The organism is Cellulosimicrobium sp. NPDC057862, from assembly GCF_042797035.1.
Lineage (GTDB): Bacteria > Actinomycetota > Actinomycetes > Actinomycetales > Cellulomonadaceae > Cellulosimicrobium.
The window spans coordinates 121,042-141,905 of record NZ_JBHVMH010000012.1; the positions used below are offsets into that span (position 1 = coordinate 121,042).

Genomic DNA, 20,864 nt, shown 5'->3' on the forward strand with positions numbered 1-20,864 from the left:
GAGAAGTGTGAAACAGCGCGCACCGCGCAGGGGGCAGGCGATGCGCGCTGTCGAGGACTATCTTGCACGGCGGGATGCCAGGCGTCAACACGGCCCACGGTCCTGGACGGGTGAATCACCCGCGCTCCCCGGAGACGCCTGAGAACCACCTGGACGAGCGTCCACAACATGCGCGCGATTCCGCGAATTCGAGAGCCCGGACGGCCTCCTCCACACTGTGGCGCACGCCACACCGCGCAGCGTACGGCGAGGCTCCCGCGGCGTCCGACGGCGGTCCACGCGGCCCTCGGCAGGATACGTCGCCGTCGTCGGGCCGCCGTCCCCGTCGCCCCGGGGTCGTGCACCACCCGGGCCCGACCACCGACGCCGGTGCGCGCTCCGCACCGCTCCGACCGGCGGCGTCACAGGATCTCTCCCGTTCCTCTGAGCCCCCGGCACGACGCCCCTGAGCGAGGTCCACACGAGCGACCTACCGTGGGAGGACGCCCGTGGCCCGACGCCGGTCCCTGGCGCGCGGTCGTCGTCCACGGCCGGTGGCGGCGGGTGGTCCTGCCCGCCGACGACCGGAAACCGCACCACGTGACGACATCCCCCGCATCCCGCCCCGACAGCGACGACTCCCCCGCCTCGCGCCCCGTGCCCCACGACGCCGGACGCGAGGCAGGGCGCGCCGCCGCGGAGACCGCACCCGCGAAGGAGCGCGAGGCCCCGGCCCGCCTCTCCCTCACGCAGGTCGTCGCGAGCTCTCTCGCCGCCGTGAGCACCACCGTGCTCCTGTCGTACTTCGGGACCGCCGGCACGATCATCGGCGCCGGCATCGCGAGCGCCCTCACCGTCGTCGCGAACTACGTCTACACGCGCTCGATCCAGAAGACGCGCGAGCAGCTCGTGCCCGTCGTCGGCAAGGTCGTGCAGGTGACCACCGGCGGGAGCACCGCACGCGACCGCGCGACGACCACCACCGTCACGACCGCCGTCGCGAGCGTGCCGCGCGGGACGGTCGTCGTGGCGGACCCGGCGTCCGACGCGGGTGCGGCGGCGCCCGCCGAGCCGGACGACGACGCGACCGGGACGGAGGAGTCCGTGGACCGGGGCGACGTCGGCGCTCCGCCCGAGCCGGGCACGGACCCGGAGCCGCCGCAGAACGCCTGGCTGCGGCTCGTCGACCGCTACGGCCGCGGCCGGGTGCTGACCGTCTCGGCGCTCGCCCTGTTCGTCGTGGTGATGGGCGTCGTCCTCGTCGTCGAGCTCGCGATCGGCAAGCCCATCTCCGACGCCGTGCGGGGCGTGGAGGGCTCGGGGACGACGATCAGCCGCGAGCGCTCGACCGGCACGGACGACCCCGCGACGCCCGCGCCGTCGAACCCGGCCGTGGACCCGTCGACCGTGCCGACCCAGGATCCGGCGCCCGCTCCGTCGACCACGCCGACCCCGGCACCGACCGACGAGCCCTCGACCACGCCGACGCCGGAACCCACCGAGGAGCCCACGCAGGAGCCCTCACCGGACCCGACGACGCCGGCGCCCGAGCCGACGGAACCCCTCCCTGGGACGGGCGAGGGCACCGGCGCGGGAACGGGTGAGGGCACCGAGGCCGAGACGGGCGGGAGCACCGGCACGGCGCCGACCCCCGCACCGTCCACGCCCGCCCCCGCGTAGGACCGTCCAGCCGCACGACGACGGTGGGAGGATCCGAGGATGCGCCGGTCTCCCCACGCCAGCACTCTGCGCGCGACCGACCGCGCGCTCCCCCTCGTGACCGCGCTCGCCCTGGCGCTGGCCGGGTGCACGGCCGACGAGCCTGCCGCGCCGCCGGACCGGCCCGCGGACGTCGCCGGGACCGTCGACCGCGACGACCGCGGTCCGCGGCTCGTCGACGCCTCCGACCCCTACTACGAGGGCATGGCGCTCCTGTCCGCGAGCACCGTCGTCCTGGACGCGGACGGCGGGCGGGTCGACGGCGACGCCCTGGACGACGGTGACGTCGTCGAGGCGTGGGCCGACGTCTGCGCGGAGTCGTTCCCAGTGCAGTGCCAGGTGCTCGCGGTCCGCAGATCCCCGCGGATGGCCTCTTGCGTCAGATCGAAGCCACCGTCGGAGGCAGGGTGCGTAGCGACTGTGCAGCGCGCGGAAAATCATGGGTCAATTTCGCGCCGGGGGCGTTGAGTCAGCGTGACTGCTGCCGCACGGGCCAGACGTTCGACAGCAGTGAATGGATCATGGACCACCACATCCGGGTTTGTGACGGCGAGCATGTCCCTCGCAATCTTCGCGGTGCTCTCGTCGAGTAGCCCGGCGCGGTCAAGAACCTTTGCCATTAGATAGGACCTTTGAGTGCTTATCGCTGGGTTGCTGGTCTCTCCGACCTCGGGTGTCTGCGCCCAGATCGGGGTGCTGGTATCTACGGCGGCGGGATCGTGAATTGCGGATCGGAGTGCGGAGACCGCGTCCGCGTCGTGGCGGAGTCTGCGCACGAGCGGGCCTGTGAGCAGTGGGAACAGGTGGGCGGCGTCCTGGACCATTATCTGGTGGTGTGCTCGTTCGACGATCACGGGCAAGGCGCTGGGCGGTGAAGACCGGACGGCGACGGCGAGCGTGTCGATCCACTCGCGACGATCTCGGGGTTTGCCGGCGCGGAACCAAGCCTCCAGGTCGACGAACATCGTGCGGCTGCGCGCCTCGGTCGGGAACAGCTCGCAGTACAACGCCCGCAGTTCCGGGGTGATGTCGAAGCCAGGCTGCTGCGTCAGCGTGTCTTCGAGCGTGCCGGTGGGGACCCGCCAGAGGTCCGGGTCGACCAGCAGGTCGTAGATCTCGTTCGTCTCTCGCCAAACCGAGCTGGAGGAATTCACGCTTGTCAGGCAAGCGACGAATAGGTCGATATCGCGCCGTCCGCCGCGATGCGACCAGAGCAGGTACTCGACACTGCTGCGGAACTGAGGGTTTCCGTTTGCCTCCAAACGAATGAGATCACTGATCGACGGGTGCGGCGACGAGCTGACGCTGAGCTGGCCGAGCACGGTTGCTCGAGCGTCCTCGCGCACGTCCCTGGCGTTTGAGGCCGACAGCAGTGTGAACAGGTCGTCGCCGAAGTGAGTAGACACTTCGTCCCATTTGGCGTTAAGCAGGTCGACCAGTTCCCGATCGATGCCTCCATACCAGTGTCGGAGCTGCACCCCTGGTGGCGTGGATTCTCCTCTGGTCTCTAGGAGACCGTCATGCAGCCATAGTTCGCCGAGTAACAGCATCCCGACCCACCCGGTCTGCCGCCGGTAGTCCATCGCCGGACCGTACCCGCAGAGCTCGGCTTGCACCTGTGTGCGCAACCAATCGGCGGCCAACTCAGTCTGTTCGTGCTCAGCACTTGGTGAGATCCGGTATCGCTCGACCCGACGGATCAGGCCAGTCAGTGCCGTGCGCTGTACCCAGACGTCGGGGTCCTCATTCCAGTCCTCGAGCACGTTGCGCAAGGTACCCGGGGTGAGGTCGGAGCGGGTTAGGGCATCGACGAGCACCTCCCGCAATTGCGGTGGCAAGTAGGCGAGTTGGTCGAGAACCGCATCCATCATCGCGTTCGCGGTGGTGTCCGTGCGGGCGCCGTACGCGCGCACAATCGCCGGAGGAGCCGGGTCGTGAATCCCACTAGTGACATACCGGGGGTGCCGCAATGCCTGCATCGCGAACGCGACGACCGCCTTATGCGCCGGCCAGGCGTTGATGATCGCGTCGACATGCCAGTTGAGGTAGCTCGTCCCGACCGCAGTGCAGCGCGTCGCGAGTTCGTCCGGATCGTACTCGCGCAGTATCGCGGCGGACTCGGAGTCCTTCGGGGTGCTGGCGACCCGGGCCCAGGCATCGGCGACAGCCATCGCAATGATGACCCGCACTTCGCCGTCACCCACGTCGGCCGAAGACCTGAGCAAGGCCACGAGCACCCGGAATCCCTCAGCGACACCGAGCGCGTCCAGCGCCAGCGGTGCGAGAGGTGCGGCTGACTCCAGAGGCCCGTGCAGGCGCTCCTCGAATGCCGCGCGCACCTCAGGCCGGTCCCGAAACCGTTGTAGCAGCACTGAACCGACAGGGACGGGCCGCCACGAATCCAGTGCCGGCAGGAGCGCGTCGAGTGCCTCGTCGTCGGGCAACTGTTCAGCGAGGGTGATAACACCATCGCTCAACCGCGGAGTCGAGACGTCTTTCCGGATGGTCGCGGCGGCCTTTAGCGCGAACTTTGCGTCCGCGCGCCACGGTTGTGGGATGAGCGCAAGGTTGTACAGCAAGAGTCCGTTGCGGTCGGGATTCCCCAACTCGTCGGCTACCCAGTCCTTGATCGCGTGGTCGTCGCTGAACGTGGTGCAGGCCAACAGCCAGGCCATCGACCGATTTCCGCCATTCATGCCATTGCCGGAAAGGGTCTCCAGCACGAACCGCGTCGCCTCTGGCTTCCCCGCCAGCGCATGCTGCACGAACGGGATAGCAAGGTTCTCCCAGTGCTCTCGCGGCCGCAGCCGCTCATGCCGCAGGAATCCTCCAAACCACTGCCGCTCCGCGTCAGTGAGGCAATCGAACTCTCCGCCCGGGGCCTCCCGCAGCAGGTGCAGGGCGCAGATCCGTAGCTCCGGGGTGATCTGCGATCGAGCCCATTCGAGGAGGGCGGGCAGCTTTGGCCAGTCCGGCCAGCCTGTTCCCAGGCACAGCAGCGCGAACGCCTGGTCGATGGCGTTCGCCCCCTCGCGGACGCTCGTCTCGATTCGAGCGCCGATCGTCACGTCGCCGGCGTATCGGATTGCTATCGCGTGGGCGGCGTTCAGCTGGACAGACTCGTCCTCGTGTCGCAGACCCCAGAGCAACGTGGGAAGGACCCCTGTCTCCGCGACCGCGGGGTCTCGGAGCATCCACAGCGGTGAAGTCGGCTCGGGGTGCGCGGCGTTGAGCCAACGCGCGAAGGTGGTGAGCAGTAGGGGTCGCAGCGACGCGTGTTTCGTCATTGATACCAGCGACGTGATCAGCGTGGCACGGTGGGTGATGTCGGCGTGCTCATTGACCCGGTTGACAATCTCCGCGACCCATTCTGATTGCCTACGCGCAGTGATCGCGACGTCTGCTGCGATAGCATCGGCGATGAGTTCGTATTTGTCGACCGGGTCCACATCGGTGTGCTCGCAAAGCCGGGTAAGCAGGGACGCGTTGACGTGTGCGTTGACTTGGGTGGCGAGCCCGGCGATCAGTACATCCCGCCATGTGGCGTCGCCTGCGCGCGCGGTCAAGACGCTCTCCTGCTCGTGGGGCGGGAGCGTAGCCAGGTGCTCGCCTGCCAGCTGATCGAGCAGAACCCGATGGAGGAACCCGACCATGCCGACGCCTTGCGGGACGAGTAGGCCATACTCGTCCTCCGCCTGTGACAGCGCTTCTGCCGCCACCCGGGCCGCGTCGGCCGCCGGATAGGCCAGGCCGTCGTCGCGGCGAAGCTCCTCCCGGAACCGCCGTTCCATCTCCTGTCGGGGACGAATGGCAGAACCGCCTTCCATGCGGGTCTGGTAGGCGACGCCACGGAGCACCGTGAGCATGTCGCTGGTGGAGAACTCCGATCCCGCCGCGTGGGTCGCACGGCGGCGCATTTGGGGGTGCTTGTCCACCAGAAGTTGGACCAGCGCGGAGAAAAGGTGGAACCGTTGCGGCGGCAGCGACTCTCCCCGCCATGACTTCGCCAGCAGTCTGAGAAACAGAGGTGTACCCAAAAGGGGACTCAACGCCGGTATCTGGGTCAGTTCAGCCAGGAATGACTGCGCGTGCGGGGTGGATGGAGTGTCGGCACCGATCGTGTCGGACTCCGTTAGTACCCGGGTGACCAGATCGACCTGCTGAGCGTGGGTGAGCGGTGCCAGGACCGTTTTCGTCCACGGCTCCACCCAGTTCAGCCGGTCCACCGCGTACGGGCGAGCAGTGAGGATCGCGCCGATTTGTCGCTGAGACAGGAATGACTCGATTAGGCCCAGCGCATACTCTGCGGATGCGGGGTCGTTCCACTCGTCGACGCCATCGACGAGCAGGATCGCCCGTTCGTCCTCAAGTGCCGGCTGCGTGAGATCCCAAGCTGACGGTCCACCTTGCTGGGTGATCCAGGCCCGAATCGCCGAGACGACCGAGTTTGTCGTGGATCCGTCGAGGTGACGGCATAGGAACCCGAACGGCAACCATAACGGCAAGTTGCCGCCGTGTGCCCGCTGCAGCGCCGCGGACTGCGGTTCGGCAGCGAGGATATCTGCGGCGGCAAACATGAGGAAGCTGGACTTGCCCGATCCGGGCGCGCCGATGAGCAGCCGTAGGCGCTCCGACTCGGCCCATTCGTCGACAGGAGTGCGTGGCCGGTCCGCATCCGCGGATCGGACCGGCTCGCGTCGCGCAGGTCGGCGGGTGCGGCGGCGCATCATCAGGGGTGTTCGCGCAGACTCTTCAGGTGGCTGGTCTGCCACCAGTGGATCCGTCTGCTCTGGCTCCATTGCAGGGACTTGTGAAAGCGCACCCTCCGGCACCGATTGTGTATCGAGGATCAGATACGACAGACCGCGTGTGTGCGTGCCGGTGACCGTCGGCGAGGCACCCTGCGACCGGAACGCGGCCCGGTAAAGGTCTCCGAGGGCCGCGCGGGCTGCGCGGGCCTGCTCGGGGGTGATCCGCCGGGCAAGCTCCGCAGCGCGGTCCGCTCCGCAGAACGCGGTCACCCACGCCCGTCCGAAGAAGTCATCCACCAGCAGAGGATGATCACGGAGGCGGGAGGCGATCTCTTCCACTCCCCACGGCTCAAACTCGATGCCGATCCCCATAAGGGTTTCCCTCGCGGAGCGGACTGCGGCATCCAGCTTGGTGTCGCGAAGCGACGAACTCGTGGCGTAGTAGAACCGAGAACACCGGTCTGCCCACTCGCCGCCGAGGAAGTCGGTGACCGCGGAGGTGATCGATGCGGCTGTGAGGCGCTTCACCCGGCGTGACTGCAGTGCTACGTAACTTCTTCCCGCCCCGGCGGCGTCGAGCGAGGGTGCTGCTCGCGCGTACACATCGATTCCTGCCTGGGTTTGCCCGGGCAGTCCGTACAGGGTCGCGTGCTCGATGTGTGCTTCGGTTTCCAGAAGCCGTGTGAACAGTCGCTCCGCGTTCTCCGGGGTCAAGTCGCCCACGGGCAGCAGAGCTTGCCGGGTCTGCACCGGCGGGTCCGGCAAGGGCCCGTCTGGAACAGACCACAGCGTCGCTGGCAGGTCGAGCTGTCTCATCGTCACGCTGCTATCTTGCCGTTCGCAGCCGACAGGTACCCGCTCGCTCGCTGCGTCGCACCGGCCGTGCTGGATGCGCATGCGCGCGAGAACCCTCCGGAACGCCAATCTGCTGGGACCGCACGCGCATCAATCACCGAGCCCGAAAACTATCCCGGCTCGACGGTGGTACTGGCACTGCCCCCAAGGTTCTCCTCATCCACCTTGTCCGGCAGCAGAGGATGTACCTGGAGTTCGCCTTGGACCGGCTTCGACGGCGCTTCGTCCAGTGGAGAGTCATCGCTGACCAGTCCCGGGGCAACTGGAGATGACCTCACTTCGACGTCTCGACCACCTGCCCCATCAGGACTTCCAGAGGATGCGCGCGAAGACTCTGCGGACGTCGACGTTAGCAACGTTTCGGTTTGCGAGGGCCTTCCCTTCCCAGGTTGATCGGCCGCGCGCCCAGAGTCAACAGAGCCGCTCGGATCGTTTGGTTCAGCCCGCGCTACAGGCGTGCCTGGTTCGAGGGAGCGCCTGGGCAGTGTTGCCGTCGCGATCGGTTCACCCAGGAGCCAAGCTCGCGCTTGAACTCGGAACTCGGGGTCGAGGCCGGCCGCCGCAACTAGGAAGCCGCAGACGTCGGCGACGAGCTTAGCCGCGACTGGGTGGAAGTCAGTACCGAAGGCATCTTGAAGTTTCACGCGCGTGCCCGCAGCCATCATTGCCGAGGCGGCTTCGGCATAGCGCAAAGCAGTTTGGACTTCGGCGGGCCGCCGCATGAGGCGGGCGACGAGTTCCCGCATCTGTGAATAGTACGGCGGGAGGTGATCGAGACGTTGTACACCCGCGGGCGCGACGCTTCGCAGCAAGTTTGCGACCTCGAGTTTCTCCCGCAAGTTCGTAGCGCCTCCGAAGAGATACTCCTGCAACCCGCGATCCTGGTCCCTCAGATAGGCGCTCTGGACGTATGCACACGCGTGCACGAGCGTGACGATGTACTGCCAGGCCAGATCGACGAAGAGTGCGAGGTGTATCCGGTTGCGAGGGCTGAGGTGCCTCGCTGCATCTTGGAGGTGAGCCACGAGCTGAACTGGGTTGCGGTGTTGCTCGTACACCCAGTAGTCGAACTCGCGGTACTCAAGTAGAGGCTCCAGGCGGCGGTCCAGTCCGGTGAAGGCTGCCAGATTACGCGCCACTGCAGCCCGATCGAAGAGGACGCCGAGTGGCCCCGTGTGATCATCCAGCGGGTTGCCGTACAACTGTTGCATGGTGGTCAGGTCGGCCGAAGGCAGAACGGTGATGCCCAGACGGTTCGACAACTGACGCGTCGCGTCGTTGACGTCGTGCTCGCGCACTAGCATCACGTGGTCGGCGCCGAAGAGGTCGCCCACTCCACGTGCCCAGAACATGCGCGCTGTCGGCCTGTCGCGCTTCCCAGACTTGCAATCCGCGATAGTCGACGTCAGTTGGAAGCCCGGCGCTATGAACACGCCGAGGACGTCGAGGTCAGTGAACGTCTCCGGTACGCTCGATGGCCCGCTGTACCCGCGGCCTCGTGGCGCATGCCCTTCACCTCGGAGTTCGACGTCGAGACGGGTGCTGTAGCCCATGCTCCAGAGCAGGCGCCGTACGCCCACCTTCAGCCCGAGGTCAAGCTCGGTCACAGCGCACTCCTTCCCATCGCCGTCTCAAAGACTCGCGCGAAGTGCTCGGCCGAGGGCTCTACCGATTGGCGCATCCGCTGCGTTGTCTGCATCGGAGCGCGGTACGCCGTACCGGCATTCAGGGCGCTGCGAGCGACTGAGTCCTCGACGCGGTGCGCGACTAACTCGCCCTGTGTGATGAGATCGCGCGCGATGCCCAGTGCTGCGCGGTTGTCCTCGGTGTCAATGAAGGTGGGTACCACCCAGGTGCCGCCTGGCATGGTGTCGGGGCCGAAACGGATCAGGCCAGCGTTTCTCATTAGGGCGTACTGCCGTTGATGGGCGCTGTTCGGGTTCAAGAATCCACGGTTCGGGTCGAGAAGCTTGTCAATCACGTTCACCAGTCCGGAAGCGGAGAGAGTGTTGTACTCCCCGTACCGCTCGGCGCTCCGCAAGCATGCAAGCACAGCCAGCGACTTCTCGAGCACAGGCTTCCTCGCGACAAGCAGAGTCTTGTCTGACACGTACGGAAGCGCCGCGAAGGCACGGGAGGAGCCGTCAGGCAGCGTGACGGCCGGGGCCATAACGAGGCCGCCAGCGACGGCCTCGGTGAGCACGGGGTAGGTGCCGGGGATTAGTTCGAGCCCTTGCTGACTCCGAACTGCTGAGAGCTCTTCAATCAAACGGTCAGAGCCGTGGGTCCCTGCGAGCGACTCTAGGAGCTCAGGGTTCTCGAACCCAAAGAAAGGCGAGTATGCGATGTCGCCATCGATCGTGCGCAGGGTCCGAACAAGACCAGACGACGTGCCGACCTCAATGAGGTCCGGAACTGCGGAGCGGTCAAGTCCGAAGGTATTCTCCACGTCCTCCAGCGGCACCGGTGCCTTGGAAAGTCCATCCACGACGCGGAGCAGTTGCTGCTCTACTTCGGTCGGCGCTCGATCGCGCCATGCTCCCCCGAGGGTGCTGTAGAGGTCATCGTAATACGGCACTGTCTCCGTGAAGGTGGTGACCTTGCCCCCGCTGCGCTGGACGCCTTGGACGTAGCCGGCATCCTCTAGCAGCGCGATCACTTCACCGAATGCCAACGGGTCAACATCGAGTTGGTAGGCAGCTACCTGGGTCAGCGCTTGCGCGTCCGTTACTACGTCCCGCCCGCGGATCAGTCCTGCCACTGTCGCGGCCATGCCGACCACTCGGGTGTCGCTCAGTGGAGCAAGCAGAGGTGAGTGCGGATCGAGGTTGCGGAGGCCGGAGTGGACATCCTGGCACCGCAGGCCCTCATCGAAGCTGTTCATCGTTCGTCTCCGTCCGCGCCTTGGGCTCTCGGCGTCGTCGCCACCCATGCATGTTGCCACGTACGCACCTGTTGCGGGCAGATCGACTCCAGGCGCAGGCGTCGGCCCTGTGCACGCGACGACTGTACTTTCCGGAACGCGCGCCACTGAGGGGTGTCCGAGACTCCATGCAGAAGGCTCCCCTGGGGAGGTCTGGGGGAGGTTGAGGAGCAACAAGCAAACATAAGTGCAGGTCAGAGCGTTGCAGTATTAGCCCTTGTTTGGGGAGGTTCTAGAGCGGAAGCGTCAGACTCTTCGACCTCTGACCTGCAGTGATGCTCGGTGCGCCTGGCCAGATTCGAACTGGCGACACCCGCTTTAGGAGAGCGGTGCTCTATCCCCTGAGCTACAGGCGCGCGGCCCCGGGGACGGGCCGGGGGACAGCCTAGCTGTCGGCGGCCGTCGGAGGCGAAGTGCGCCCGCACGGACGGCGACCGTCGGCCGTAGCGTGGCCGGCACCCGGTCGGCGCGCGAGGATGGGCGCATGCCCACCGGACGTACCGACGCGCCACGCCGCGTCCTCCTCGACTGCGACCCCGGCCACGACGACGCGATCGCGATGCTCCTCGCGCACGGCAGCCCTGCCGTCGACCTCGTCGCCGTGACGACGGTCGCCGGCAACCAGACGCTGGAGAAGGTCACGCGCAACGCGCTCGCGGTCGCCGAGCTGGCCGGGATCGACGTCCCGGTCGCGGCAGGGTGCGACCGCCCGCTCGTCCGGCCGCGGATCGTCGCACCGGACATCCACGGCGACTCCGGGATGGACGGGCCGGTCCTGCCCGCCCCGCGCCGCGCCGTCGACCGGCGCCACGCGGTGGACCTCATCGTGGAGACCGTGATGGGCGCCGAGCCCGGCGAGATCACCCTCGTGCCGACGGGGCCGCTGACGAACGTCGCGATGGCGGCGCGCAAGGAGCCGCGCATCGTGTCGCGCGTGCGGGAGGTCGTGATGATGGGCGGCGGCTACCACGTGGGCAACCGCACGCCGGTCGCGGAGTTCAACGTGCTCGCCGACCCGGAGGCCGCGCACGTCGTGCTGAACGAGCCGTGGCCCGTGACGATGGTCGGGCTGGACCTCACGCACCAGGCCGTCGCGACGCCCGACGTGCGCGAGCGGCTCTCCGCGCTCGACACCACGGCCGCCCGGTTCGTCGGGGAGCTGCTCGACTTCTACGGGGCGACGTACCGCTCGGCGCAGGGCTTCCCCTACCCGCCCGTCCACGACCCGTGCGCCGTCGCGTACGTGATCGACCCGGAGGTCATGACGACGCGCCGCGCCCCGCTGGACGTCGAGCTCCACGGCGCGCTGACCACCGGCATGACGGTCGCCGACCTGCGCGGCGACGAGCCCGACGAGTGCCGCACCCAGGTCGCGATCACCCTCGACGACACCCGCTTCTGGGACCTGGTCCTCGACGCCCTCCGCCGCCTCGACCCCGCCTGACGCTGAGTGCATGAAATAGTCGCGCTCGGACAACCCGAGCGCGACTATTTCATGCACTCAGCGGGTGGGGTGGGGGTGGTCGTGGGTGAGGAAGCGGTAGCGCAGGCCGGTGGACGACGTCGCCCAGTCGCCCGCGTGCGCGACCCACCCGTCGGGGACCTCGGGCGCGAACGTGTCGCCCTCGACGACGGCGTCGATCTCGGTGACGACGCACCGGTCCGCGAGCGCGATCGTCGCGGCGTAGAGCTGCGCGCCGCCCATGACCCACACCTCGCCCGACCCGGTGTCGCTCGCCGCCTCGCGGGCGGCCGCGAGCGCCTCCGCGACCGACCCGGTCACGCGCACGGGCGCGACGGCCCGCTCGGCCGGGCGACCGCCGTCGGGCACCGCACCGCCGGACGCAGCGACGCGCGGCGACGGGTCCCCCGGCGACCACCCGGGCTGCCGCGTCACGACGACGTTCGTGCGTCCCGGCAGCGGCCGGAACCGAGGCGGGAGCGAGTCCCACGTGCGGCGACCCATGACCACGGGGCGCCCGGACGTGACGCGCTTGAAGTGCGCGAGGTCCTCGGGCAGGTGCCACGGCATGGTGCCGCCCGCGCCGATGACGGGTCGCCCCGCCGCGTCGCGCGCCTGCGCCCAGATGAGCCCGAGCGTCGGGACTCCGGGCGCGCCGGCGCTCGTCGTCTGCTCCATGTCGACCGGACCGCGCTCAGACCGCGATCGGGGCCTTGATCGTCGGGTGGTGCTGGTACCCGACGACCTCGATGTCCTCGTACTCGTACGCGTCGATCGAGTCGCGCGGCGCGAGGCGCAGGGTCGGGTACGGGTAGGGCTCGCGCGTGAGCTGCTCGCGCACCTGCTCGACGTGGTTGTCGTAGATGTGCACGTCGCCGCCGGTCCACACGAAGTCGCCGACCTCGAGCCCGGTCTGCGCGGCGACCATGTGGACGAGCAGCGCGTACGACGCGATGTTGAACGGCACGCCGAGGAACAGGTCCGCCGAGCGCTGGTAGAGCTGGCACGACAGCTTCCCGTCGGCCACGTAGAACTGGAAGAACGCGTGGCACGGCGGCAGGGCCATGTTCTCGATCTCCGCGACGTTCCACGCGGAGACGATGTGCCGGCGCGAGTCGGGGTTCGCCCTGATCTGCTCGATCACCTGGGCGACCTGGTCGACGTGCCGCCCGTCCGGCGTCGGCCACGAGCGCCACTGGACGCCGTAGACCGGGCCGAGCTCGCCGTCGGCGTCCGCCCACTCGTCCCAGATGCTCACGCCGTGCTCCTGCAGCCAACGAACGTTCGAGTCGCCGCGCAGGAACCACAGCAGCTCGTACGCGATCGACTTGAGGTGGACGCGCTTGGTCGTGACGAGCGGGAAGCCCTGCGACAGGTCGAAGCGGATCTGCCGCCCGAACACGCTGCGCGTGCCCGTCCCGGTGCGGTCGCCCTTGGGGGTGCCGTGCGCGAGGACGTCGCGCAGGAGGTCCTCGTACGGGGTCGGGACGGGCCCGGGAGCGGTGCCCGACGGCGCAGGCTCGCCGGTGCTCACGGGTGCGGTCGGGGCGTCGGTCGCGTCGAGTGCCACGCCCGCCAGTCTAGGCACCGTGGTCGCGCGGGGTCCCCCGCGAGGCTCAGCGGTCCCGACCCGCGGGCGTCGGCGCGTAGTCCCGGTGGCCCGCGACCTCGTCCTGCGGAACGGCGTCGGAGAGCCGGCGCAGGTCGACGGGGGTGAGCTCCAGTCCTGCCGCCGCGGCGTTCTCGTCGAGCCGCTCGCGCCGCCGCGTCCCGGGGATGGGTACCGCGCCCTGGGCGACGACCCACGCGAGCGCGACCTGCGCCTCCGTCGCGCCCCGCTCCGCGGCGATCTCGCGCACGCTGTCCACGAGCCGCAGGTTGGCGGCGAACGCGTCGGGCTGGAACCGGGGCAGGCCGCGACGCGCGTCGTCGGGCGCGAGGTCGTCGAGGCTGCGCACGCTGCTCGTGAGCACGCCGCGCCCGAGCGGGGAGAACGCGACGAACCCGATGCCGAGCTCGTCCATGACGGCCTTCTCGCCGTTGCGCAGCACGTCCGGGGAGAAGAGCGAGAGCTCCGACTGCACGGCCGCGAGCGGGTGGACGGCGTGCGCGCGCCGGATCGTCTCGACCGACACCTCCGACAGCCCGAGGTGACGGACCTTGCCGGCGGCGACGAGCTCGGACATCGCGCCCACGGACTCCTCGATCGGCACGGCGGGGTCGGCCCGGTGCAGGTAGTAGAGGTCGATCACGTCGGTGCCGAGGTGACGCAGCGAGCGGTCGGCCGCGCGGCGGATGTACTCGGGCGTGCCGTTGCGCCCGTGGACCGTGCCGTCGTCGTCCGTCTCCGCCGAGGCCTTGGTCGCGAGCACGACCTCGTCGCGCCGGTCGCCGAGCGCGCGCCCGAGAAGCTTCTCGTTCTCGAACGGCCCGTACGCCTCGGCGGTGTCGAGGAACGTCACGCCGACGTCGACGGCGTGACGGAGCGTCGCGACCGCCTCCGCCTCATCCGTGGGCCCGTAGAACGCGCTCATGCCCATCGCGCCGAGGCCGATCGCGGAGACCTGCAGGCCGCCGCCGAGCGCGACGACGGGCGGACGGGTCGCGGCGGGGCGGTCGGTGGGAGTGGTCATCGGGGGACCTCCTGGTCGCTGTCGGTGGTGGCGCGGCGGTACGACGCGATCTTGGCGTCGAGGGCCGCGAGGTGGCGGCGCGTGCGCTCGAGCTCGGCGAGCACGCGCTCGCGGTGGCCTTCGAGGACGACGAGGCGCTCGGCCTCGGTGCCCGCCCGGCGGCTGAGGTCCGCCATGACGCGCACGTCCGCGATCGACATCCCCGTCTCGCGGAGCATGACGAGCCCGGCGAGCCACGCGACGTCGTGCGGGCCGTAGCGGCGTCGCCCGCCGCCGTCGCGCGGCGCGGGATCGAGCAGCAGCCCCTCCTTCTCGTAGTACCGGAGCGTGTCGACGCTCAGCCCGACGGCGCGCGCCGCGTCGCCGATGGACAGGCCCTCGGGCGGCACCTCGACGGGTGGGGCGGGGATCAGCAGCTCGGACATGCCTCGAGCATGCGACCTGGAGCGCGCTCCAGGTCAAGGGGAGCCAGCGTGACGCACGTCATGTCACGGAACGGTTCTCCGCCCGGTCGACAGGGTGAGCGCGCCGGAAGGGCGCACCAGGCGCCCGGCACGCTCACGTCACAGGAGGCAGTGATGGAACGCATCGTCGTCGTCGGTGGGGGCTACGCCGGGTTCACGGCGGCCCGGGAGCTCGAGAAGCGCCTGCGGCGCGAGCTGCGCCGCGGCGAGGTCGAGGTGGTTCTCGTCGACCCGCGCCCGTACATGACCTACCAGCCGTTCCTGCCGGAGGTCGTCGCGGGGTCGGTCGAGGCGCGGCACGCCGCGGTCGCGCACCGCAGCCACCTGCACCGCACACGCCTCGTCGACGGGACGGTCGAGCGCGTGGACCACGCGCGCCGCGCCGTCGTCGTGCGGCCGCGCTCGGGCGAGCCGTACGACCTCGCGTACGACACGGTCGTCGTCACGGCCGGCGCCGTGACGCGCGTGTTCCCCGTGCCGGGCGTCGCCGAGCACGCGATCGGCATGAAGCACGTCGAGGAGGCCGTCGCGATCCGCGACCGGCTGCTCACGTCGTTCGACCGCGCGGCGAGCCTGCCCGCCGGGCCCGAGCGGGAGCGGCTGCTCACGGTGACGTTCGTGGGCGGCGGGTTCTCGGGCGTCGAGGGGTTCGCCGAGCTCCTGTCGCTCGCGCACGACCTCACGCGCGTCTACCCGAGATCGACCCGTCAGAGCTGCGGTTCCACCTCGTCGAGCGCAACCCGCGCATCCTGCCGGAGGTCACGGAGCGTCCGGGGCGGTGGGTCGTGCGCGAGCTCGAACGGCGGGGTGCGCACGTGCACCTGGAGGCCGGGCTCGTGTCGGCCGAGGGCGGGGTCGTGACGCTCTCGACCGGCGAGTCGTTCGCCACGGGGCTGCTCGTGTGGACGGCTGGCAACGCGGCGAACCCCGTCGTCGCGACGCACACGGACCTGCCGGTGGACGCGCGCGGCTACCTCGTCACGCGGCCCGACCTGCGGGTCGGCACCGTGGACGACACAGTCCCCGACGCGTGGGCCGCGGGCGACGGCGCCGCCGTGCCCGACCTCGCGGTCCCCCGGCCGGGCGCGCTCACGGTCCCGAACGCCCAGCACGCCGTGCGGCAGGGCCGGCGCCTGGCGCGCAACCTCGTCGCGGCCCGGCACGGTCGGGCCACGCGGCCGTACGTGCACGGCAGCCTCGGCGTCGTGGCGACGCTCGGCCTCGGCTCGGGCGTGTTCGAGTACCGCCGGCTCGTGGTGCGCGGGCGCCTCGCGTGGCTCATGCACCGCGGGTATCACGTGCTCGCGATCCCGACCTGGGAGCGCACGGCCCGCGTGCTCGCCGTGTGGGCGACAGGTGCCCTGTTCGGGCGCGACGTCGTCTCGCTCGCCGCGGTGCAGCGCCCGCGCGAGGCGTTCGTCGCCGGGGCGACGGCGACCGCCGCCACCACGAGCGCCACCACGGCGCCGGTGCAGCCTGCACCGGAACCCGCCGCGCCGGAACCTCTCCGCGCGGCCTGAGACCGCCGTCCGGGTCCGTCGGCCCGCCCCGACCGACGGACCCGGACGGCTACGCCGAGTGGCGCCGAGGAGCGCGGAGAGCGACAGGGGAATCACGCGACCGCCGTCCGCGTTGTCCGGGCGACCGACCGGTGGGCGCCGAGCACACCGGCACCGCACGAGTGCGAGGATCGACGCATGACGACCGAGCCAGCCACCACGCCGCCGCCGCCGCAGACGGGTATCGACGAGATCGCCCCGTCGTCGCCGTCGCCCACGGATGCCCTGTGGGTCGAGCGCACGGGCGTGCGCACGTACACGGGCTACTCCGCGCGCGGCGCGCAGGTGCTCATCGGCCCGGCGAGCGAGGGCGCGGTCTTCACGCCGGGCGAGCTGCTGAAGATCGCGCTGGCCGCGTGCGCGGGCATGAGCTCGGACCGCACGTTCGCACGCCGCCTGGGCGACGACTACGCGGTGACGATCCACGCCGAGGGCGTCAAGGACCTGCCCGAGGACCGCTACCCCGAGATCACGGAGCGGTTCGAGATCGACCTGTCCTCGCTCGACGACGAGGCGCGCGAGCGCCTGCTCACGGTCGCCGAGCGGGCGATCGAGAAGACCTGCACAGTGGGACGGACGATCAAGGCCGGCGCGACCGTGCACACGGTGTTCCAGCAGCCGGGCGGCAGCGTCGAGTGATGACCGGGCCGTGAGGCCCGACCGACGACGGGAGGCGTGATGGCGCACGAGCAGCCGTCCGGTACGCCGGACTACGGGACATGGGACCCCCAGCGGGGCCCGACGTCGGACGCCGTCGCGCGGCGTGGTCAGCGCGCCGTCCAGGCGCCGCAGGACGCGCCCGTCGACGCGACGGACTGGGCCGCCTACCGGCCCACGCCGCTGCTCGACGCGGCGCTCGACAAAGCCGTGACGATCCCGTCCCACGTGATCCGGGCCCACGTGGACGGCGTGCGCCGGCGGAACCCGGAGGCGAGCCCCGCGCAGATCGTGCGGATCCTCGAGCGCGAGTACCTGCTCGTCATCCAGGCCGCGGGCGGCGCCGTCGGTGCGGCGGCGGCGTTCCCGGCGGTCGGGACGGGCGTCGGGATCGCGCTGACGTCGAGCGACATCGCGACGTTCTTCGCGTCGTCGGCGGCGTTCGCGCTCGCGGTGGCGGACGTGCACGGGATCGCCGTGGACGACGTCGCGCGCCGCCGCGCCCTCCTCCTCGCCACGGTGCTCGGCGAGAAGGGCGCGCGCGACGTCGAGCGCGCGACGCAGGGGTCGGGCCTCGCGTGGGGCAAGGTCCTGCTCACGAGCATGCCCGCCGGGACGCTCGTCAAGGTGAACAAGGCGCTCGGCAACCGCTTCCTGCGCACGCAGCTCGCCAAGCAGTCCGGCCTCGCGATCGGGCGGCTCGTCCCGTTCGGCATCGGGGCCGTCGTGGGCGTCGCGGGGGCACGCGCGCTCGGGCACGGCGTGATCGGCCAGTCCCGGCGCGCGTTCGGGCCGCCGCCGTCGGTGTTCGGGCGGCTCCTGGAGGTCGTCGAGTCGCCCGTCGAGGACGCGCCGCCGCGGCTCGTCCCCGTGCCCGACGACGCGACGAGCCCCCGGCGTCGCCGTCGCCTCCTGCCCGGGCGCGGGCGACGGAGCCACTCCCCCGCGCGCGACACGGAGTGACCTCGACACCGGGCGCCTCCCCCGCCGCCGACCCGGGCGACGGCGACCGTGGTGACGCAGCCGGCCACGGCGGTTGCGTGCGGGGGTGGCTCGTACGGCGCGTCGCCGTGGCGCGCGAGCTCGACGTCGACGCGACGGTCGCGTTCGCGTGGGTCGCGGACCCGCGCACGCACCCGCGCTGGATCCCGCTCACGGTCGTGGCCACCCCTGCCGCGCGCGGCCCGGAGGTCGGCGACCGTTTCACGATGGTGAGCGGGCCCTCCGCCCGTCGCACGGGCCGCGGGTTCACGGACCGCATGGTCGTCGAGGCGCTCGACCGCCCCTCGGTCGCGGCGGGTCGGACCGGGAGCACGCGCGTGCACAAGCTCGGGCCTGTGCTGCTCGGCGACGCGGGGTTCGACGTCGTCCCGCTCGGCCGCGGTCGCTGCCGCGTCGTGTGGTGGGAGGAGGCATACCTCGCCGGCCCGCTCCCCCGGGCCGTCACCGCACCGCTCGTCGGCCTCGCGCTGCGCTGGATGATGCGCACGTCGTTGCGCCGCCTCGAGACCACCCTTCTCCGCCGACTGCCGAAGTAGAGCCCCGGTCCGCCCACGTAGAACCCTGGTTCCTGAGGTAGAACGCCGGTTGCGCCGCCCGTCGCCCGCGTGTGCCGAACCCGGGGTCGCGGCCGACGGTGGCACCGTGTGCCATGAGACCCCCGGTTCCGCGGTCGCGGACCGTCACACGGCCGGGCGGCCGTCCGACGACGACGGTGCGGGCGAGCGCAGGGCCGGCGCCAGTGCGGCGACGAGGAGCGCGGCGACGACCGCGAGCCAGAACGGCGTGGCGCCGGCCGCCGCGGGCCACCCGCCGGCGTCGGCCCCTCCGGAGGCGCCGAGGATCGCCGCGAGCACCGCCACCCCGAGCGCCCCGCCGAGCTGGTTGCCGATGAAGAGCACGGTGCTGCCCGAGGGCACGAGCGGGACGGGCAGCGCGCGGTAGACCGCGGAGACGGTCGGGCTGCCGATCGACCCGAGCCCGAGCCCGATGGCGAGGGACGCGAGGACGAACACGACGAACGGGGTCGACGACCCGCTCGTCACGAGCAGGACCGCGCCGACCAGGGCGACGAGAGCCCCGGCGGCGACCGGGCGCGGAGCACCGAGCCGGTCGCTCAGCCGCCCGGCCACGGGCATCGCGACGAGGGTCCCGACGGCGTACGGCACGAGCATCGCACCGGCCACCGACGCGGAGAGCCCGGCGACGCTCACGAGGTACTGCGGCAGCCCGAAGAAGAGCGGGTAGATCGACAGGCCCAGCAGCGCCATGATCGCGATCCCCGGGGCGAAGCCCGGGTACCGGAACGTCCCGAGGTCGACGATCGCTCCCGCGCCGCGCCGTCGTGCGACGAGCACAAAGCCGGCGAAGCCGAGCACCGCCAGGGCGACGAGCCCGGCGAGGCGCGCGTCGACTCCGGCCTGGGCCCCGCGGGAGAGCGCGACGAGCGCGGTCGACGTCGCGGTCGCGAGGAGCGCGAGGCCCAGGACGTCGAGGCGGACGGGCGTCCGCTCGGCGTCGCGCACCGTGACGACCGACCCGACGAGCACGGCCACGCCGAGCACGGCGACCAGGCCGAGGGACCACCGCCAGCCCACCGTGTCCGCGGCGACGCCACCGAGCACCGGACCGGCGAGGGGCCCGATCGACATCGCCGCCGCGACGACCCCCATGACCCGGCCCATCCGCGCCGGTCCGGCAGCGCGCGCGACGGCGGTGAGCATGAGCGGCTCGAGCGCACCGCCCCCGAGCCCCTGGACGCCGCGGGCGACCACCAGGGTTCCCAGGTCGGGGGCGAGCGCCGCCGCCGTCGCGCCGACGACGAACACCGACAGCCCGACGAGCCACGTGGCACGCACCCCGAACCGGAGGCTCGCCCACCCGCCGAGCGGGATCGCGACGGCGGTCGCGAGGAGGTAGGCCGTCGTGACCCAGTGGACCGACGCTCCCGCGCCGAGCTCGGCCGACAGCGCGGGGACCGTGGACCCGACGATCGTCGTGGCGAGCAGGGCGAGCACCCCGCCCGCGGTGAGGAGCACGATGCCGGCGCCGGAGCTCGTCGCGCCGGGCGACCGGGTGGTGAACTCTGCGGTTGTCTCTACTGAACTCATGCGTTCACTATACGCACGAGTTCAGTCTGCACAACCCCCCGGTAGGATCGGACCCATGGCTACCGTCCCGCCCCGCACCGACCGCCGCGAGGCGATGCTCGATGCCGCGCTCGAGGTGTTCTCCCGCGACGGCTACGACGGCGGCAACATCGACGAGATCGCGCGGGTCGCGGGCGTCGCGAAGCCGACCGTCTACAGCCACTTCGGCGACAAGGCCACGCTGTTCGTCGAGACCCTGCGCCGCGGCGCGCGGCGCGCGAACGAGCGCGTGGACGCCGTGATCGACGCGATCGACCTCGACGGCGACGACCTGCGGGGCGAGCTGACGCGCCTCGGCGACGCCCTCGTCGGATGCGTGACGCACGACGACGGCGCCGCCGTGATCCGGCTCCAGCTCGGCGAGCGGGCACGCTTCCCGGAGGTCGTCGACGAGGTCAGCAGTGGCAGTCGGGAGCGCACGATCGACCGGCTCGCCGGCAAGCTCGCCCAGCTCGGGGCGGCCGGCCGGCTGCGCGTGCGCGACCCCCGGCGTGCCGCGCGCCAGCTCCTCGCGCTCGTCGCCGACGACGCGCTCGTCACGAGCGGGTACGGGTCGCGCGTGCTCGACCCGGGAGAGCTGCGCGGCACGATCGACGACGGCGTCGACACGTTCCTCGCGGCGTTCGGCCCGCGCAAGAGCTGAGCCCGCAGGTCGGCAGGCGCGGAGACGCCGAACCCGGGGTCGCTCCCCACCCACGGCTGCGGGTGGGGAG

At 70.9% G+C, this 20,864-nt stretch carries 17 protein-coding genes and 1 tRNA gene; 9 read left to right on the top strand and 9 right to left on the bottom strand.

Annotated elements, in window-relative coordinates:
• The first annotated feature begins 579 nt into the window (after positions 1-579).
• Positions 580-1,659 carry a hypothetical protein gene (locus ACFVN3_RS15165; protein ID WP_378233741.1) on the top strand — a complete coding sequence of 360 codons (1,080 nt, stop codon included), beginning with the start codon at positions 580-582 and terminating at the stop codon, positions 1,657-1,659.
• 39 nt (positions 1,660-1,698) lie between these two features.
• A complete protein-coding gene (locus ACFVN3_RS15170) occupies positions 1,699-2,166 on the top strand; it encodes a hypothetical protein (protein WP_378233742.1) in 468 nt (155 codons plus the stop codon).
• Here the strand turns inward: ACFVN3_RS15170 and ACFVN3_RS15175 are convergent.
• The 4 genes from ACFVN3_RS15175 to ACFVN3_RS15190 form a co-directional block, all read right to left on the bottom strand.
• Positions 2,136-7,265 carry an NACHT domain-containing protein gene (locus tag ACFVN3_RS15175; protein ID WP_378233743.1) on the bottom strand — a complete coding sequence of 1,710 codons (5,130 nt, stop codon included), beginning with the start codon at positions 7,263-7,265 and terminating at the stop codon, positions 2,136-2,138. The genes ACFVN3_RS15170 and ACFVN3_RS15175 overlap by 31 nt on opposite strands.
• 149 nt (positions 7,266-7,414) lie before the next feature.
• Positions 7,415-8,911 carry a hypothetical protein gene (locus ACFVN3_RS15180; protein WP_378233744.1) on the bottom strand — a complete coding sequence of 499 codons (1,497 nt, stop codon included), beginning with the start codon at positions 8,909-8,911 and terminating at the stop codon, positions 7,415-7,417.
• On the bottom strand, positions 8,908-10,188 hold the full coding sequence (locus ACFVN3_RS15185) for a hypothetical protein (RefSeq protein WP_378233745.1): 1,281 nt from the start codon (positions 10,186-10,188) through the stop codon (positions 8,908-8,910). The genes ACFVN3_RS15180 and ACFVN3_RS15185 overlap by 4 nt, the downstream gene beginning before the upstream one ends.
• 322 nt (positions 10,189-10,510) lie before the next feature.
• Positions 10,511-10,583 (bottom strand) — tRNA-Arg (locus ACFVN3_RS15190).
• Between the two features lie 128 nt (positions 10,584-10,711).
• Here ACFVN3_RS15190 and ACFVN3_RS15195 point away from each other — a divergent pair.
• Positions 10,712-11,671, top strand: a complete 960-nt coding sequence (locus ACFVN3_RS15195) for a nucleoside hydrolase (protein WP_378233748.1) — start codon at positions 10,712-10,714, stop codon at positions 11,669-11,671.
• Positions 11,672-11,728: 57 nt separating this feature from the next.
• Here ACFVN3_RS15195 and ACFVN3_RS15200 read toward each other — a convergent pair whose 3' ends face one another.
• The 4 genes from ACFVN3_RS15200 to ACFVN3_RS15215 form a co-directional block, all read right to left on the bottom strand.
• Entirely contained in the window at positions 11,729-12,367 is a 639-nt protein-coding gene (locus ACFVN3_RS15200; protein WP_378233749.1) for a dihydrofolate reductase, read from the bottom strand.
• A gap of 16 nt (positions 12,368-12,383) precedes the next feature.
• Positions 12,384-13,223 carry a thymidylate synthase gene (locus ACFVN3_RS15205; protein ID WP_378233760.1) on the bottom strand — a complete coding sequence of 280 codons (840 nt, stop codon included), beginning with the start codon at positions 13,221-13,223 and terminating at the stop codon, positions 12,384-12,386.
• Positions 13,224-13,305: 82 nt separating this feature from the next.
• On the bottom strand, positions 13,306-14,322 hold the full coding sequence (locus ACFVN3_RS15210; protein ID WP_378233750.1) for an aldo/keto reductase: 1,017 nt from the start codon (positions 14,320-14,322) through the stop codon (positions 13,306-13,308).
• Positions 14,319-14,747, bottom strand: a complete 429-nt coding sequence (locus ACFVN3_RS15215; RefSeq protein ID WP_378233751.1) for a MerR family transcriptional regulator — start codon at positions 14,745-14,747, stop codon at positions 14,319-14,321. Before ACFVN3_RS15215 ends, ACFVN3_RS15210 begins: the two co-directional genes overlap by 4 nt.
• A 153-nt stretch (positions 14,748-14,900) precedes the next feature.
• Here ACFVN3_RS15215 and ACFVN3_RS15220 point away from each other — a divergent pair, with 153 nt between their 5' ends.
• From ACFVN3_RS15220 to ACFVN3_RS15240, 5 genes are all read left to right on the top strand, one after another.
• Positions 14,901-15,647 carry an NAD(P)/FAD-dependent oxidoreductase gene (locus ACFVN3_RS15220; RefSeq protein WP_378233752.1) on the top strand — a complete coding sequence of 249 codons (747 nt, stop codon included), beginning with the start codon at positions 14,901-14,903 and terminating at the stop codon, positions 15,645-15,647.
• Positions 15,536-16,306, top strand: a complete 771-nt coding sequence (locus ACFVN3_RS15225) for an NAD(P)/FAD-dependent oxidoreductase (protein ID WP_378233761.1) — start codon at positions 15,536-15,538, stop codon at positions 16,304-16,306. The genes ACFVN3_RS15220 and ACFVN3_RS15225 overlap by 112 nt, the downstream gene beginning before the upstream one ends.
• Positions 16,307-16,483: 177 nt before the next feature.
• Complete coding sequence (locus tag ACFVN3_RS15230) at positions 16,484-16,984, top strand: OsmC family protein (protein ID WP_378233753.1); 501 nt, start codon at positions 16,484-16,486, stop codon at positions 16,982-16,984.
• A 39-nt stretch (positions 16,985-17,023) separates the two neighbouring features.
• A complete protein-coding gene (locus ACFVN3_RS15235; protein WP_378233754.1) occupies positions 17,024-17,965 on the top strand; it encodes a hypothetical protein in 942 nt (313 codons plus the stop codon).
• 77 nt (positions 17,966-18,042) lie between these two features.
• Complete coding sequence (locus tag ACFVN3_RS15240; RefSeq protein WP_378233755.1) at positions 18,043-18,540, top strand: SRPBCC family protein; 498 nt, start codon at positions 18,043-18,045, stop codon at positions 18,538-18,540.
• Positions 18,541-18,684: 144 nt separating this feature from the next.
• Here the strand turns inward: ACFVN3_RS15240 and ACFVN3_RS15245 are convergent, their stop codons facing one another.
• A complete protein-coding gene (locus ACFVN3_RS15245) occupies positions 18,685-20,112 on the bottom strand; it encodes a DHA2 family efflux MFS transporter permease subunit (RefSeq protein WP_378233756.1) in 1,428 nt (475 codons plus the stop codon).
• Positions 20,113-20,167: 55 nt separating this feature from the next.
• Here ACFVN3_RS15245 and ACFVN3_RS15250 point away from each other — a divergent pair, with 55 nt between their 5' ends.
• Positions 20,168-20,794, top strand: a complete 627-nt coding sequence (locus ACFVN3_RS15250; protein WP_378233757.1) for a TetR/AcrR family transcriptional regulator — start codon at positions 20,168-20,170, stop codon at positions 20,792-20,794.
• The last annotated feature ends 70 nt before the right edge of the window (positions 20,795-20,864 follow it).

Coding starts and splice junctions, on each gene's coding strand:
- ACFVN3_RS15200 (WP_378233749.1), bottom strand. CDS start 12,367: ATGGAGCAGACGACGAGCGCCGGCGCGCCCGGAGTCCCGACGCTCGGG.
- ACFVN3_RS15210 (WP_378233750.1), bottom strand. CDS start 14,322: ATGACCACTCCCACCGACCGCCCCGCCGCGACCCGTCCGCCCGTCGTC.
- ACFVN3_RS15175 (WP_378233743.1), bottom strand. CDS start 7,265: ATGAGACAGCTCGACCTGCCAGCGACGCTGTGGTCTGTTCCAGACGGG.
- ACFVN3_RS15220 (WP_378233752.1), top strand. CDS start 14,901: ATGGAACGCATCGTCGTCGTCGGTGGGGGCTACGCCGGGTTCACGGCG.
- ACFVN3_RS15230 (WP_378233753.1), top strand. CDS start 16,484: ATGACGACCGAGCCAGCCACCACGCCGCCGCCGCCGCAGACGGGTATC.
- ACFVN3_RS15215 (WP_378233751.1), bottom strand. CDS start 14,747: ATGTCCGAGCTGCTGATCCCCGCCCCACCCGTCGAGGTGCCGCCCGAG.
- ACFVN3_RS15235 (WP_378233754.1), top strand. CDS start 17,024: ATGGCGCACGAGCAGCCGTCCGGTACGCCGGACTACGGGACATGGGAC.
- ACFVN3_RS15170 (WP_378233742.1), top strand. CDS start 1,699: ATGCGCCGGTCTCCCCACGCCAGCACTCTGCGCGCGACCGACCGCGCG.
- ACFVN3_RS15250 (WP_378233757.1), top strand. CDS start 20,168: ATGGCTACCGTCCCGCCCCGCACCGACCGCCGCGAGGCGATGCTCGAT.
- ACFVN3_RS15195 (WP_378233748.1), top strand. CDS start 10,712: ATGCCCACCGGACGTACCGACGCGCCACGCCGCGTCCTCCTCGACTGC.
- ACFVN3_RS15245 (WP_378233756.1), bottom strand. CDS start 20,112: ATGAGTTCAGTAGAGACAACCGCAGAGTTCACCACCCGGTCGCCCGGC.
- ACFVN3_RS15185 (WP_378233745.1), bottom strand. CDS start 10,188: ATGAACAGCTTCGATGAGGGCCTGCGGTGCCAGGATGTCCACTCCGGC.